General features: G+C 63.5%; 11 protein-coding genes. 8 read left to right on the top strand and 3 right to left on the bottom strand.

Annotated features, from left to right (window positions below; all coding sequences use genetic code 11):
* Window positions 1-9 precede the first annotated feature (9 nt).
* Complete coding sequence (locus FHS78_RS12390; RefSeq protein WP_167094684.1) at window positions 10-2,274, bottom strand: NADP-dependent malic enzyme; 2,265 nt, start codon at window positions 2,272-2,274, stop codon at window positions 10-12.
* 273 nt (window positions 2,275-2,547) lie between these two features.
* Here FHS78_RS12390 and mutS point away from each other — a divergent pair, with 273 nt between their 5' ends.
* Complete coding sequence (gene mutS / locus FHS78_RS12385) at window positions 2,548-5,268, top strand: DNA mismatch repair protein MutS (protein ID WP_167094683.1); 2,721 nt, start codon at window positions 2,548-2,550, stop codon at window positions 5,266-5,268.
* A 1-nt stretch (window position 5,269) separates the two neighbouring features.
* Here the strand turns inward: mutS and FHS78_RS12380 are convergent, their stop codons facing one another.
* Window positions 5,270-6,013: a methyltransferase domain-containing protein gene (locus FHS78_RS12380; protein WP_167094682.1), complete on the bottom strand. Its 744-nt coding sequence runs from the start codon at window positions 6,011-6,013 to the stop codon at window positions 5,270-5,272.
* Between the two features lie 175 nt (window positions 6,014-6,188).
* Window positions 6,189-6,518: a hypothetical protein gene (locus FHS78_RS12375; protein WP_167094681.1), complete on the bottom strand. Its 330-nt coding sequence runs from the start codon at window positions 6,516-6,518 to the stop codon at window positions 6,189-6,191.
* A 413-nt stretch (window positions 6,519-6,931) separates the two neighbouring features.
* Here FHS78_RS12375 and FHS78_RS12370 point away from each other — a divergent pair, with 413 nt between their 5' ends.
* From FHS78_RS12370 to FHS78_RS12340, 7 genes are all read left to right on the top strand, one after another.
* Window positions 6,932-9,727, top strand: a complete 2,796-nt coding sequence (locus FHS78_RS12370) for a [protein-PII] uridylyltransferase (protein WP_167094680.1) — start codon at window positions 6,932-6,934, stop codon at window positions 9,725-9,727.
* A gap of 71 nt (window positions 9,728-9,798) precedes the next feature.
* Window positions 9,799-11,340 (top strand): murein biosynthesis integral membrane protein MurJ, encoded by a 1,542-nt coding sequence (gene murJ, locus FHS78_RS12365; RefSeq protein ID WP_167094679.1) that lies wholly within the window; start codon window positions 9,799-9,801, stop codon window positions 11,338-11,340.
* Between the two features lie 108 nt (window positions 11,341-11,448).
* The gene (gene trpS / locus FHS78_RS12360; protein WP_167094678.1) at window positions 11,449-12,456 is read left to right on the top strand and encodes a tryptophan--tRNA ligase; all 1,008 of its coding nucleotides are present in this window, start codon (window positions 11,449-11,451) and stop codon (window positions 12,454-12,456) included.
* Window positions 12,457-12,576: 120 nt separating this feature from the next.
* Window positions 12,577-13,641 (top strand): DUF2333 family protein, encoded by a 1,065-nt coding sequence (locus FHS78_RS12355; RefSeq protein WP_167094677.1) that lies wholly within the window; start codon window positions 12,577-12,579, stop codon window positions 13,639-13,641.
* 63 nt (window positions 13,642-13,704) lie between these two features.
* On the top strand, window positions 13,705-14,190 hold the full coding sequence (locus FHS78_RS12350) for a universal stress protein (RefSeq protein ID WP_167094676.1): 486 nt from the start codon (window positions 13,705-13,707) through the stop codon (window positions 14,188-14,190).
* 191 nt (window positions 14,191-14,381) lie between these two features.
* Window positions 14,382-14,939: a NifU family protein gene (locus FHS78_RS12345; protein ID WP_167094675.1), complete on the top strand. Its 558-nt coding sequence runs from the start codon at window positions 14,382-14,384 to the stop codon at window positions 14,937-14,939.
* Between the two features lie 89 nt (window positions 14,940-15,028).
* Window positions 15,029-15,622, top strand: a complete 594-nt coding sequence (locus tag FHS78_RS12340) for a malonic semialdehyde reductase (RefSeq protein WP_167094674.1) — start codon at window positions 15,029-15,031, stop codon at window positions 15,620-15,622.
* Window position 15,623 lies beyond the last annotated feature (1 nt).

Raw genomic sequence — 15,623 nt, 5'->3', positions numbered from 1 at the left:
AAGCCGGGATTATTTGTCCAGATTATAGGCCGCCAGCGCCGCCATATTGACGAGGTCCGACACCGTCGCTGTCATCGGGACGATCTGCACGGGTTTTTTGAGCCCCACCAGCAATGGACCGATCAGCGTGGAACCGCCCAGCACCCGCAGGAGCTTCGTGGAAATCGACGCCGCGTGGATCGCCGGCATGATGAGCACATTGGCGGGTTCCGTCAGGCGGCAGAACGGATAGAGCGCCTGGGTCTCGCCACTGAGTGCGACATCGGCGGCCATTTCGCCGTCATATTCGAAATCCACCCGGCGCTCGTCGAGAATGCGTACCGCGTCGCGCACCGTGCGAGGCCGCTCATGAGTGTGCGTGCCGAAGCTCGAATTGGCCAGCAGCGCCACGCGGGGCTCATAGCCCAGGCGGCGCGCCACTTCCGCCGTCTGCTCGGCCACATTGGCAAGGTCCTCGGGCGTCGGCATTTCGTGCACATTGGTGTCGGAAACGATCACCGTGCGGCCGCCCGCCACGACGAGCGTCACCCCGATGGGGCCGCGTCCGTCCTGATCGTCGATCACGCGGCGCACATCTTCCAGCGCCACCGAATAGGTGCGCGTGACGCCGGTCACCATCGCATCGGCATCGCCCTCCTGCACCATCAGCGCGGAGAAGACGTTGCGGTCGTTGGTCGCAAGCCGGTAGCAGTCGCGATAGAGATAGCCTTTGCGCTGCAGCTTCTCGTAGAGGAAGTCGGTATAGGCATCGCTTTTCGGCCAGGTCCGCGCATTGCGGATATCAATCTGCGTGTTCGGGTCGAGCCCGGTCTGCTTCATCGTCTCGCGGATCTGGTCTTCCCGCCCGACGAGAATCGGATGACCGAGACCGGAATCGCGGAAGGCGATGGCGGCCCGGATCACGCGCTCTTCCTCGCCCTCGGCGAAGACGACGCGCTTGGGGTCGCGCTGGACCTTGTCCATGATGACCTGCAACGTACCCGCGGTCGGGTTCAGCCGCGCGGAAAGCCGGTTCTTGTAGCCTTCCATATCCACGATGGGCTGGCGCGCCACGCCGCTATCCATCGCCGCCTTGGCGACGGCGGGCGGAATCTCGCGGATAAGACGCGGATCGAAAGGCACGGGAATGATGTATTGCGGGCCGAAGCGGGGACGCTCGCTCTGATAGGCGGCGGCTACTTCGTCCGGCACATCTTCGCGCGCCAGCGCGGCGAGCGCCTCGGCGCAGGCGATCTTCATGTCCTCGTTGATCGAGGTCGCGCGCACGTCCAGCGCGCCGCGGAAGATATAGGGAAAGCCGAGGACATTGTTCACCTGGTTGGGATAGTCCGACCGGCCCGTCGCCATGATGGCGTCGTCGCGCACCTGTGCGACTTCCTCGGGCGTGATCTCCGGATCGGGATTGGCCATGGCGAAAATGATCGGCTTGTCGGCCATGCTCTCTACCATCTTCGGCGTGAGCGCGCCCTTCACCGATAGGCCGAGAAAGACGTCGGCGCCCGCGACAGCCTCTTCCAGCGTGCGCGCATCCGTCTTGGCGGCGTGCGCCGACTTCCACTGGTTCATGCCTTCTTCGCGGCCGGCATAGATGACGCCCTTGGTGTCGCAGAGCAGCGCATTGTCATGCGGCAGCCCCATCGCCTTGATGAGTTCCAGGCAGGCGATACCGGCCGAGCCCGCGCCGTTCACCACCACCTTGATATCCTCGATCTTGCGGTCGGTGAGATAGAGCGCATTGATGAGGCCCGCGGCCGTGATGATTGCCGTACCGTGCTGGTCGTCATGGAAGACCGGAATGTCCATCAGTTCGCGCAGGCGGCTCTCGATCATGAAGCATTCCGGCGCCTTGATGTCCTCAAGGTTGATGCCGCCGAAAGACGGGCCCAGATAGCGCACCGCGTTGACGACCGCGTCGGCGTCTTCGGAGTCGATTTCCAGATCGATCGAATCCACATCGGCAAAACGCTTGAAGAGCACTGCCTTGCCTTCCATCACCGGCTTGGAGGCGAGTGCGCCGAGATTGCCGAGACCCAGAATGGCCGTGCCGTTGGAAACGACGGCGACCATGTTGCCCTTGGCGGTGAAGTCGTAGGCGCTGTCCGGGTTTTCCGCGATGGCGCGTACCGGCACGGCCACGCCGGGGCTGTAGGCCAGCGACAGGTCGCGCTGTGTGGCCATCGGCTTTGTGGCGTGGATCTCGAGTTTGCCGGGTTTGCCTTCGCTGTGGAACAGCAGGGCCTCTTCGTCGGTAAACTGACGGCGCTTCTTGCTCATGGGTACGGATCGCGATTTTGGCCGGGAATTGTGCGAAATACGGGCGCAAACGCCCCGGATGGTGAAAAACAGCCCGCTTTGTAGGCGGTGAAATGACCGGAAACAAGGTCATTCTGATTATTTTTTTATTATTTTTGCCTTAAGAAGGTAATTTTCTTTCGTTTACGTGGCGGGAACTTGCCGGAAATGGTCGCTTGAGCGCCTGAAAATTTCAGGGCCTGCCTGCCCGGAAGCCTCTATCCGTCGCCGCCTGTTCTGTTAATTTCCTCCTCCATGTCCGAGCCCCTCGAAAAACAGCCCGCGCGGCCATCCGGCAAGCCCGATCCGGGCGTGACGCCGATGATGGCGCAATATCTGGAGATCAAGGCAAGCCATCCCGGTGCGCTCCTGTTCTACCGGATGGGGGATTTCTATGAGCTGTTTTTCGACGATGCGGTAGCCGCGGCGCAAGCGCTGGATATCGCGCTGACCAAGCGCGGCAAGCATCTGGGCGAGGATATCCCCATGTGCGGCGTGCCGGTGCACAGCCATGACACCTATCTGGAGCGTCTCATCCGCAAGGGGTTCAAGGTCGCCGTCTGCGAGCAGACCGAAGACCCGGCGGAGGCAAAGAAGCGCGGGGCCAAATCCGTCGTGCGCCGCGAAGTGGTCCGTCTCGTCACGCCCGGCACGCTGACCGAGGACACGCTGCTTTCGCCGGGTGCGCATAATTACCTCGCCGCCATCGCCCGCATCGGTTCCGAAGCCGATTATGGCCTCGCCTGGGTCGACGTCTCGACGGGCGACCTCGCCGTGACGGCGCTTTCCGGCCCTTCGCTCGGCGCGGAGCTTGCCCGCCTGCGGCCCGGCGAACTCCTCGTGCCGGAAAACCTGCTGGAGGCCGAAGAGCTGGAAGCGCCGCTTCAGGCAGGCGGCGCGGTGACCCCCTTGCCCGTTGCCCGTTTCGATAGCACGCAGGCCGAGCGGCGGCTGAAGACGCATCTGAATGTCGGTGCGCTGGAAGGCTTCGGGCAGTTCGCCCGCGCCGAGATCACAGCCATGGGCGCGCTGATCGACTATGTGGAACTGACCCAGGTGGGCCGCCTGCCCGCGCTGAAGCCGCCCCGGCGTATCGCGGTCACCGAGACCATGGCGATCGACGCGGCGACGCGGGCCAATCTCGAACTGGTGCGCACGCTGTCCGGTGAGACCAAAGGTTCGCTCATGGCGACCATCGACCGGACGGTGACGGCGGCGGGCGCACGTGAGCTTGCCGCGCGTCTCACTGCGCCGCTTACCGACCCTGCCCGCATCAATGCCCGCCTCGATGCGGTGGAGTGGTTTCTCGACGCACGCGACCCGAGGGACATGCTGCGCGATCATCTGAAATCCGCGCCCGATATGGCCCGCGCGCTCTCGCGCCTTTCGCTGGGCCGCGGTGGTCCGCGCGACCTTGCGACCGTGAAGAACGGCCTTTCGGCGGCGCATGCCATTGCGACGCTCCTGAACAGTTCGCATCCGACGCTGCTGCCTTTGCCCGACGACATCGCATCCGCCGCTGCGGCGCTCGATGGCGCGGCACTGCCGCTTTGCGAGGAGCTGGGAAAAGCGCTCGCCGAAGAGCTGCCGCTGATGGCGCGCGATGGCGGCTTCGTGGCCGGCGGCTATTCCGCCGATCTCGACGAGACCCGCACGCTGCGCGACGACGCCCGCCGCCTCATTGCCGGGCTTCAGGCGCAATATGCCGAAAAGACCGGCGTGTCGGCCCTGAAGGTCCGGCACAACAATGTGCTGGGCTACTACATCGAAGTGTCGCCGCGCCATGCCGACAAGCTGACCGCCTCGGACGAATTCATCCATCGCCAGACCATGGCGAATGCGATGCGCTTCACCACGGCCGAACTCGCCGATCTCGCCAGCCGCATCGCGGATGCGGGCGGCCGGTCGCTCGCGCTGGAGCTTGAACTGTTCGACACGCTCACCGCGCAGGTGCTGGCCGAGCATGAAGTGATAGCGACGGCGGCGGAGGCGCTTGCCGCGCTCGACGCCTCATCGGCTCTGGCCGAACTCGCCGCCGAGCAGCGCTACACGCGCCCCCTTATCGACAACTCGCTCGCCTTTCACATCGAAGGCGGCCGCCATCCGGTGGTCGAAACGGCGTTGAGGCGCGAGGCGAGCGGCGGCGATTTCGTGCCCAACGATTGTACGCTCAGCGCGGACAGCGGAGAGGCAAAACATATCTGGCTGCTTACCGGCCCCAACATGGCCGGTAAATCGACCTTCCTCAGGCAGAACGCGCTTATCGCCCTGATGGCGCAGATGGGCGGATTCGTACCGGCGGCGTCCGCGCATATCGGTGTGGTGGACCGGCTCTTCTCGCGTGTGGGCGCGGCGGACGATCTGGCGCGCGGGCGCTCCACCTTCATGGTGGAGATGGTCGAGACGGCGGCGATCCTCAATCAGGCGGGCCCGCGTTCCCTCGTCATCCTCGATGAGATCGGGCGCGGCACCGCGACCTTCGACGGCCTTTCCATCGCCTGGGCGGCGGTGGAGCATCTGCATGAAGTGAACAGGTCGCGCGCGCTCTTCGCGACGCATTACCATGAACTCACCTCGCTGGCGGAACGGCTCCCGGGCCTCGCCAATGCGACCATGCGCGTCAAGGAATGGGAGGGCGACGTGGTCTTCCTGCATGAGGTTGCGCCCGGCGCGGCGGACCGCTCCTACGGTATCCAGGTTGCGAGGCTTGCGGGACTGCCGGCCCCCGTCATCGCGCGTGCGCAGGATGTGCTGACCGCGCTGGAAGAGGGCGAGCTGAGTTCCGGCGGCGGCGCGAGGACGGCGGCGCTGATCGACGAATTGCCGCTCTTCTCTGCGGCGAAAGCGCCTGCGCCTGCTGCCGTCCCGGAAGAGAGCGAAGCGGTGAAAACGCTGAAGGACATCGATCCCGACGAGCTGACGCCCAAACAGGCGCTCGAAGCGCTCTATCGGCTGAAGGCGCTGGGCGGGGAGTAGCTTATTTGCGCGCGACGTAGACGCATTCGTCGCGCAGGAGACCCCACTTCACTTCCTCGTCGGGCGCGCGGCGATAGGGTTCCACCTTGAAGCCCGCTTCGCTCAGCTTCTGCTGGAAGTCGCGTCCGTAGAACCGTTTATGGTCCGTACCGCCGAAATGCACGAAGCGCAGATCGGGATCGGTGATCTGCGGGTTCTCGTAGGTCTTGTCGCGCGACAGGTTGATCGGCACCGAGAAGAAACCGTAGCCGCCGGGCTTCAGGACCCGGTACATCTCCTTCATCGCCTTGCGGTCGTCGTCGATATGCTCGAACACGTGATGTGCGATCACCACGTCGAAATAGTCGTCGGGCCGATCGATATTGGTGATGTCGAGCCGGAATTTGGCGATGGGGGCATAAAGGTCCGCGGGCTCGTAGCCCTCATTGTCCTTCATCAGCTTCATCAGCCATTTTTCGGGGCCGAAATGAAGGATCTTCTTGTCCGCCAGGTCGATCCCGTGATCCTGGATATAGAGCCACATCAGGCGATGGCGCTCGCGCGAGCCGCAATTGGGGCAGCGCGTGTCCCAGCGCGACGGGCGCCCCACGCTCACGAAAGTGCCGTGATAGCCGCAGATCGGGCAGGAGCGGGCGATCTTCTTGCGCGAGAACTGACCGCGATCCTTCCACCAGGCCTGCACCAGACGGCTGAAGATCTTGCGCTTGTCGAGCGGCGGATGGGGAAGCTGGCCTTGCTGTGACACGGGTGCTGAAACCTGAACAATGGAGCGGGCCGCCCCGGAGCCGACTGGGGCGAATTCGCGCCCAGTGTTGGGATCGGCGTCTCCTTGTCAAGCAAACCATGAAAGGCGCGGCAAAAGCGACGAGACCCGGGGAAAACCGCCGGGCCTTGCCGGATTGGTCGCTGGCCGGAAGCCGCTAGCCGTTGTCGTTTTTCCGGTCCGTGTCCGGGATGACATACATGTCGCGGATCGACTGCTTCATGGCGGTGGCGCCCTTAACCGGATTGCCGCCGTCGCAGGCCTTCTTCCCGGTCTGGAATTCCGAGTGGGCCTCGTTCCAGTAGGGCAGCCCCTTTTTCGTGGGTGCCAGATAGTCGAACTGTTTCGTCAGGGTCGCGCAGGCGTCCTGCGCGTCGCCCTTGGACATGTTGGCATTGACGGCCGCGTGCGCGGAAACCGCAAAGCCGGACGCAATGGCCAGGCTCATCGCCGAGGCGGTGAGGACGGCTCTTGTTCGGTCAAGCATCTGATCCTCTTCCATTCGTCCTGCGCGGGTTCCCCCGGAAGACCCGCCTGGGTGAAATATGCTGCGCCGGCGGGCAGTCCCGGGAGCGGGGGGATGAGAGACCGCCTCTATCGCCGGCGCGTTTCGGGTATGAGCCGGCGGCTTGTCGGAAACCCGGCAATTTCATGGCGAAAATGCGGCGGGATGTTAAAGAATAGCAATGATTACAATGGGTTAACGGGCAAGACATCTTCAGTCTCCAGCCTGTTTGGGCCTGCGTCTCCTTCCCTCATACAAAGATTTCGGGCAAGCGGGGTTGGCGGGCGCCGCCCTCTGACGCCATTTCTTGCATGACATGTTATGGTGCCGCTGCGTTCGGACAGGATGCCGAGGCACCTCGGGCCGACACAAATTTCAGGACGATGGGAGTTTTCATGGGCCGTACCATGCCCAGCCTGCTTGAGATCGCCGATCCGGATCAGATCCGGGCCGATCTCGAAGCGGTCTATCGCGAGCACAAGGGAAACGATACGGCGCTTCAGCGCGGTGTCGTGGAGGTGCTGAAGCGCAATCTGCATGAAGGCCGCGCCAAGGCGCGCGAACGGCTGGAGCAGGGCGCCCATCGCGGCCGGGCCTGTGCGGAATCGATCTGCTATCTCGAAGACGTTCTCATCAAGGAGCTTTACGACTTCGCGACCGCCTATGTCTTTCCGGCCAACAATCCGAGCGAGGCCGAACGGCTCTCCGTGGCGGCGGTGGGCGGCTATGGCCGTGGACTGCTGGCGCCGGGCTCCGACATCGATCTTCTTTTCCTGCTTCCCTACAAGCAGACGCCGTGGGGCGAGAGCGTGGTCGAGTACATGCTCTATGTACTCTGGGACCTGGGCCAGAAGGTCGGCCATGCCACGCGCTCGATCGCGGATTGCATCCGGCTCGGCCGCGAGGACTTCACCATCCGCACCGCGCTTCTCGAAGCCCGCTTCATTCATGGCGACAGAGCCCTGTTCGACGAGCTGGAAGACCGCTTCGGCGAGGAGGTGGTGAAGGGCACGGGCAATGAATTCGTGGACGCCAAGCTCGCCGAGCGCGATGAGCGCCACCGGCGTAGCGGCGAAAGCCGCTACCTCGTCGAGCCGAATGTGAAAGAAGGCAAGGGGGGCCTGCGCGACCTCAACACGCTTTTCTGGATCGGCAAATATGTTTATCGGGTGAAGCAGCCCTCCGACCTCGTCAAGGCGGGCGTTTTCACCAAGGACGAATACCAGACCTTTCGCCGCGCCGAGGATTTCCTCTGGGCAGTGCGCTGCGAGCTGCACTTTCTCACCGGCCGTGCCGAAGAGCGCATCACCTTCGATATCCAGACCGCCATGGCCGAGTATCTGGGCTACCAGCCGCATCGGGGCCTGAAGGCGGTCGAGCGCTTCATGAAGCACTACTTCCTTGTCGCAAAGGATGTGGGCGACCTCACCCGTATCTTCTGCGCCGTGCTGGAAGAACAGGAACGCAAGAAGCAGCCCTCCATCGGCCGTTTCATGCAGGCCCTGCGCCGCAAGAAGGCGATCGAGGACTTCACCGTGGAAGCGGGCCGCCTGACGGTTTCGGGCAGCGAGGTCTTCGAGAAGGATCCGGTGAACCTGATCCGCATCTTCAAGCTGGCCGACGAGCACAGCCTCGACATCCATCCCGACGCGCTGAAGCTTATTACGCGCTCGCTGAAGCTCATCGATGCAAAGCTGCGTAAGGACGAAAAGGCCAACAGCCTTTTCCTCAAGATCGTCGCTTCCCGGAAGAATCCGGAGGGCACGCTGCGCCTGATGAACGAGGCCGGCGTGCTGGGGCGCTTCGTCACCGATTTCGGCCGCATCGTCGCGCTGATGCAGTTCAACATGTATCACCACTACACGGCGGATGAGCATTTGCTGCGCGCGATCGGCATTCTGTCGGAGATCGAAAAGGGCGATCATCCCGAAGACACCCCCCTTGCGACGGAACTCATGTCCAAGGTGAAGAGCCGCAATGCGCTCTATGTCGCCATGTTCCTGCATGACATCGCCAAGGGCCGCCCGGAAGATCATTCCGATGCGGGCGCCGCCATTGCGCGCAAGCTCTGCCCGCGTCTGGGCATGGGGCCCGGCGAAACGGAAACGGTCGCCTGGCTCGTGCAGAACCATCTCGTCATGTCGGACGTCGCGCAGAAACGCGATATCGCCGACCCGCGCACGGTGAAGGATTTCGCCGGCGAGGTGCAGAGCCCGGAGCGCCTGCGCATGCTCTATGTCCTCACCGTCGCCGATATCAAGGCCGTGGGCCCCGGCGTCTGGAACGGCTGGAAGGGCCAGCTTCTCCGCCAGCTTTATTTCGAAACCGCCTCCGTGCTTCAGGGCGGCGACAGCGCGGTCAATCGCGAGGGGCGCATCAATACCGCGCGCGAGGATCTGGCCGAGCGCCTGTCGGATTGGAGCGAGGCGGCCCGCAAGCGCTATCTCAAGCGCCACTCCGAGCAGTACTGGCTTGCCATGGATACCGACACGCATGAACGTCATGCGCGGATGATCGAGGCGGGCAAGGACGAGCCCCTCATCATCGCCACCGAAACCGATCCGATGCGCGACGTGACGCTGGTCACGATCTACACGCAGGACCATCCCGGGCTCTTCTCGCGTTTCGCAGGCGCTTGCGCGGTTCTCGGCATGAGCATTGTGGACGCCAAGATCTTCACCACGCGCGACGGCATGGCCCTCGACATGATCTGGGTGCAGGAACAGGACGGCAGCGCCGTGCGCGAGGAGCGCCGCCGCACCCGCCTGAAGGAAACCATTCACCAGGTGCTGGCCGGCGAGATGCTGCCGCCCGACGAGATCGAGCAGCGTTTCCGCCGCCGTCGCCGCGCCGACGCCTTCTCGGTCGCGCCGCAGGTCTTCATCGATAACGATCTGTCGGACGATTACACCGTGATCGAGGTGAACGGGCTCGATCGGCCCGGCCTCGTTCATGCCATCACGCGGGCCCTGTTCCATCTGGGCCTGACCATCGGGTCGGCGCATATCACCACCTTCGGCGAGCGCGCGGTGGACGTGTTCTATGTGAAGGACGTGATCGGCCACAAGGTAACCAACGCCAACAAGAAGAAGGCGGTCGAGCGGCATCTGCTGGAAGCGCTGGCCGATCCGGTCAAGAAGGCGCGCCCGCAAAAACCCCGCAAGCGCGAAGATGCGGCGGCGGCCGAATAGCCGGCCCTCTTTCTGCCGCGAAAACCGGTCTATGCTGCCCGCATGAGCCCCGCCCTGAAGAGATTCGACCGATGAGCCTCGTCCGCTCCGCCGCCACGGTAGGCGGGACCACTATGATGAGCCGCGTCCTCGGCTTCATCCGCGACATGATGGTCGCCGCCGTGCTGGGGACGGGGCCGGTGGCGGATGCGTTTTTCGTCGCCTTCCGCTTTCCCAACATGTTCCGCTCCATCTTCGCGGAAGGCGCTTTCAACTCCGCCTTCGTACCGCTCTTTTCCAAACATCTGGAGGGCGACGGCAAGGCGGCGGCGAGGCGTTTCGCCGAGGATGCGCTGGCGCTGCTTCTCTCCGCGCTCCTCCTCATGACGATCCTCGCCCTGATCTTCATGCCCTGGATCATCTCGGGCTTCGCGCCGGGTTTTTCGGACGAGCCGGGCAAGCAGGACATGGCGGTCAAATTCACCCGTATCGCCTTTCCCTATCTCCTTTTCATTTCGCTGACGGCGCTGCAGGCGGGCATCCTGAATTCGGTGGGCCGTTTCTTCCCCGGGGCCGCCGCGCCCGTGATGCTCAACGTCACGCTCATTCTGGCGATCCTCTTTCTCGTGCCGGTGCTCGACAATCCGGGCCTTGCGCTCAGCTGGGGCGTGATGGCGGCGGGCATCGTGCAGTTCCTCTGGCTGACGGTTTCCTGCTGGCGGGCGGGCTATGTGCTGCGCCTGCGCAGGCCGCGCCTCACGCCCGATATGCGAAAGCTCGTCCGCCTCGGTGTGCCGGGCATCATTTCCGGCGGCATCATGCAGATCAACCTGACCGTCGGCACCATCATCGCCTCGCTGCAGATCGGCGCGGTCTCCTGGCTTTATTATGCCGACCGGATCTATCAGCTCCCGCTTGCCGTGATCGGGATCGCTATCGGCGTGGTTCTGCTGCCCGACCTCTCGCGCCGTCTGCGGGACGATGACGAAGCCGGGGCGCATTGGGCGCAGAACCGCGCGCTGGAAGTCTCCATGTTGTTGACGGTTCCGGCGGCGGTGGCGCTGATGGTGATCCCGCATGCGATCATTCAGGTGCTGTTCCAGCGCGGGGCCTTCGAGGCGCTGGATACGCAAAACACCTCGCTGGCGCTTCTCGTCTATGCGGCGGGGCTTCCGGCCTTCGTGTTGAACAAGGTTTTCTCGCCCGGCTTCTTTGCGCGGGAAGACACGATGACGCCCTTGCGCTATGCGGCGATTTCGGTGGCGGTCAATATCGCCGCCTCCATCACCCTCTTCCAGTTCTACGCCTTCGCGGGCATCGCGGCCGGCACCACCATTGCCGCCTGGGTGAATGCGGGCCTTCTCGGTGCGACATTGGCAAAACGCGGCGGTTTCGTGCCGGACACGCAGGTGCTGACCCGTCTGCCGCTTATCGTCGTTGCCTCCGCGGCGATGGGCGCCGCGCTCTGGTATGGCGCGCTCTACGCCGCCCCCTGGTTCGAGGGAACCTTCCTGGAAAGCGTCGCCGCGCTGGCCGTCCTCATCTTCGGCGGCCTGATCGCCTATGCGGGTCTTGCCCAGGCGACGGGCGCGGTGAGCGTGACGACGCTCCGCCGCTCCTTTTCGCGCAAATGAGGCTGGAACGGCCCTGTAAGCGAATAGCTGCGGTATCGCAGGGGATTGCAAAGCGCCGCGCGCCGCCGCATAACGCCGGTGCAAAAGCGTTCACAAGGCCCAAAATCCATGGAAAAGCCCACCAATCGCGTCTTCTCAGGCGTACAGCCCACCGGCAATCTGCATCTGGGGAACTATCTCGGCGCCATCCGCAATTTCGTCGGCCTGCAGGACACGCATGAATGCCTCTACTGCGTGGTGGACATGCATGCGATCACGGTCTGGCAGGATCCGAAGGAACTGACCGCCAATACGCGCGAGGTCGCGGCGGCCTATATCGCCTCCGGCATCAACCCTGAAACGCATATCATCTTCAACCAGTCCAAGGTGACGGCCCATGCCGAGCTGGCCTGGATCCTGAACTGCGTGGCGCGGATCGGCTGGCTCAACCGCATGACCCAGTTCAAGGACAAGGCGGGCAAGGACCGGGAAAAGGCGAGCGTCGGCCTCTATGCCTATCCGGTATTGATGGCCGCCGACATTCTGGCCTATCGCGCGACCCATGTGCCGGTCGGCGAGGACCAGAAGCAGCATCTGGAGCTTGCCCGCGACACGGCCCAGAAATTCAACAATGATTTCGAGGCGGAGGATTTCTTTCCCCTGCCCGAGCCGCTCATCATGGGCGCGGCGACGCGCGTTATGTCCTTGCGGGACGGCACCAAGAAGATGTCGAAATCCGACCCTTCCGCCTATTCGCGCATCACGCTGTCGGATAATGCCGATGAGATCGCCCAGAAGATCCGCAAGGCCCGCACCGATCCGGAACCGCTACCGGAGGTGAAGGACGGCCTTGCCGAGCGGCCCGAGGCGGCGAACCTCGTCAACATCTATGCCGCGCTTTCCGACACCACGACCGAACAGGTGCTGAAAGAGTTCGGCGGCAAGATGTTCTCCGAGTTCAAGCCGGCGCTGGCCGACCTTGCCGTGGACAAACTCTCGCCCATCACCGGCGAGATGAAGCACCTGCTGGCCGACCCGGCCTATATCGACGGCGAGCTGGAAAAGGGCGCAGAGCGCGCCCGCGCCATCGCCGACCCGGTGCTGAAGCGCGTGAAGGAAATCGTCGGCTTCATTTGAGTCCGGGGAGGCCCGCTCCGCTTGATCCGGCGGGGCAGCACCCCATGTAGAAGCTGTTCCACCGGATAATGCGGTGGAAAGAAGATGCCTGCCTGATCCCTGGGGAAGGAGACAAAACCCATGGCCTTTAGCGACCGCCTCGAGGCGATGCGCGACTGGTTCCGCCACAAATGGATGTACCGGAAAGGCGGCGGGGGCGGCGCGCAGGGCGCAGCCGCCGCGGGACGGGCGCAGGACGGAGATCGCGCGCCCTCTTCCTCGCGCAGCTGGCTGGGCTGGCTCAAACCCGTCATCATCCTGATCCCGCTGGCGATCGTGCTCTATTACGGCGTCGGCATGGCCATCGTGCAGAATGTCGATGACAACCCGGATTTCACTGTTGCGGAGTCCGACATTCCGCAAGGCGGATCGAAGGCAGTGGCGGTGGCCGCCGCGCTTGTCGACCGCGAGGTCAATCAGCATAGCTGGACGGCGAACGATCCCTTCTTCCAGCCCGGCTGGGCGCTCGACAACATGCCCAATTTCCAGCAGGGCATCGTCACGGCGCTTGCGCGTTTCAGCTTCGAGCTGATGGACCAGCTCGGCCGCCTGCGCGGCTCCTCCGAGGCCGATCCCGACCTTGCCGCCGCCAATGGCCGTCTGCAATATCCCGGCGATGTCTGGCTCTGGAACCCGTCGAAGTCGCTGGCGCTCAAATCGAGTTCTGAATCGCAATACCGCGAAGCGCGGGAACATCTCCTCGCCTATAACCGGCGTCTGGCGAAGGGCGACGCGATCTTCGACCGCCGCGCCGACAATCTGATGGCGACGCTCGATCGTTTTGCCGCCGATATGGGGTCGGCCTCCGCGGCCACCGATGAGCATATCGAAAAGCATGCGGGCGTCTGGATCGACGTGCAGGCGGATAATCTCTTCTATTTCAACAAGGGTCGCCTCTACGCCTATTACGTTGTCATGAAGGCGCTTGGCGAGGACTTCAGCGAGGTCATCAAGGAACGCAATCTCGAAAAAGCCTGGGTGCAGATGCTGGCCAGTCTGCGAAAAGGCGTCGAGCTCGAGCCCTGGGTGGTGGTCAACGGCGCGCCGGATGCGCAGTTCCAGCCGAGCCATCTCTCCGCACAGGGCTTCTACCTGCTGCGGGCCCGCGTTCAGCTTCGCGAAATCACGGACATCCTGCTGAAATAGAAGCCGCGGCGCGGGAGAAAGTCCGGCTTGCCGGATTCCCCGCCTGGTGGCAGCATCCGCCTCATGACCAGACCCGAAGGCGCCAAGCGCCGCAAATTCCTTGTTGTTGTGGACGGCACGCCCGAGTCGGAGGTGGCCATCCACTTTGCCAGCCTCCGCGCCAGGCACACCGATGGCGTGGTGACGCTGCTGGCCGTGCTGGAACCCGGCGACGCCTCCCAGCAATGGCTGGGGGTCCAGAACATCATGAAGGAAGAAGCGCGCGAGGAAGCCGAGCAGCTTCTCCACCGCCTTGCTTCGCATGTGAACGAATATGCGGGCATCCGTGCCGAACTCATCATCCGCGAAGGGCGCCGCGCCGAACAGGTCAAGGCACTGATCGAAGAGGACAAGGATGTCGCAATCCTCGTCCTCGCGGCGGGCACCGGCAAGGAAGGCCCCGGACCGCTTGTCACGCTGGTTGCCGGCGGCAGCGACAAGGCCTTCAATATCCCCGTCACCGTCGTCCCCGGCGATCTTTCCGAAGAGGAACTGCGCGCCCTCACCTGAGCGGTTGCCGGACGATTGCCTGTTCGGAGTTGGGGCGCCGCCTATGACCAAGCGCCGCAGTCGGGCTTTTTCCTTGATTCAAATCCCGCGCAACGCCATTTAAGACGCAGGAAAACTTTGCTAAACCGCGACGCGACAAGGGGTTTTGAAAGGCCCTCTCTCTCGACGCGGCCAATCCGGAGCGCAAAACCATGTTCATCCAGACGGAATCGACCCCCAATCCCGCCACACTGAAGTTCCTGCCGGGCCGGGACGTGATGGGCGACGGTCGCGTGGCCGACTTCGCCGATGCGGAGGCCGCCGCCGCCTCGCCGCTGGCGCGCCGCCTGTTCCAGGTCGAGGGCGTGACGGGTGTCTTTCTCGGATCGGATTTCGTCACCGTGACCAAGGCGGAAGGCGAGTGGCAGCATCTGAAACCCGCATTGCTGGGCGCGATCATGGAGCACTTCACCTCCGGCGCGCCGATCCTTCAGGAAGGCGGCAGCGGCACCGATGTCCATGCCGCGCATGAGGGAGACGACGCCGAGATCGTCGATCAGATCAAGGATCTGCTCGACACCCGTGTGCGCCCGGCCGTGGCGCAGGATGGCGGCGACATCACGTTTCAGGGATATGACAATGGCATTGTCTATCTGAACATGCAGGGCGCCTGCGCCGGCTGCCCTTCCTCCACCATCACGTTGAAGCGCGGCGTGGAAAACATGCTGCGCCACTATGTGCCGGAAGTGACCGAAGTCCGGCAGGTTTGATGTTTTGCCCCGGGATTGCGCTCCCGGGGTTTTTCTTTCGGGCGGTCCGACGGCCGCCGATCCACACCAGCTAAAGCAAGGGGAAGCCGATGAACGGCAAGCTGAGCGACGACGCGCTCGATCTGATTTTCCGTGAAGCCCGTACGCATAATGCATGGCAGGACAAGCCCGTCACCGACGAGCAGCTGAAGGAAATCTACGACCTCTTCAAATGGGGTCCCACCAGCGCCAACATGTCGCCCGCGCGCCTCATCTTCGTGAAGTCGGCGGAAGAGAAGGAACGGCTCCTGCCCGCGCTGATGGAAGGCAATCGCGAGAAGACCCGTCAGGCCCCCGTCACCGCCATCATCGGCTATGACGTGAAGTTCTATGAGCGCCTGCCGGAACTCTTCCCCCATGCGCCCGACGCCAAGACCTGGTTCAACTGGTCGGACGAGTGGGCGGAAATGAATGCTTTCCGCAACGGGTCGCTGCAGGGCGCCTATTTCATGATCGCCGCCCGTGCGCTGGGCCTCGATTGCGGTCCGATGTCCGGTTTCGACATGGATGCGGTGAACGAGCTTTATTTCAAGGGCACCAATGTGAAGGTGAACTTCATCTGCAATATCGGCCATGGCGATCCCGCAGGTCTCTTCGAGCGCAGCCCCAGGCTGCCCTTCGACGATGCCTGCAAGATCGTCTAAC

It is taken from the genome of Parvibaculum indicum, from assembly GCF_011762095.1.
Lineage (GTDB): Bacteria > Pseudomonadota > Alphaproteobacteria > Parvibaculales > Parvibaculaceae > Parvibaculum > Parvibaculum indicum.
The sequence above is the reverse complement of the archived record's forward strand: the minus strand, read 5'-3'. Positions and strand labels throughout refer to the sequence as shown.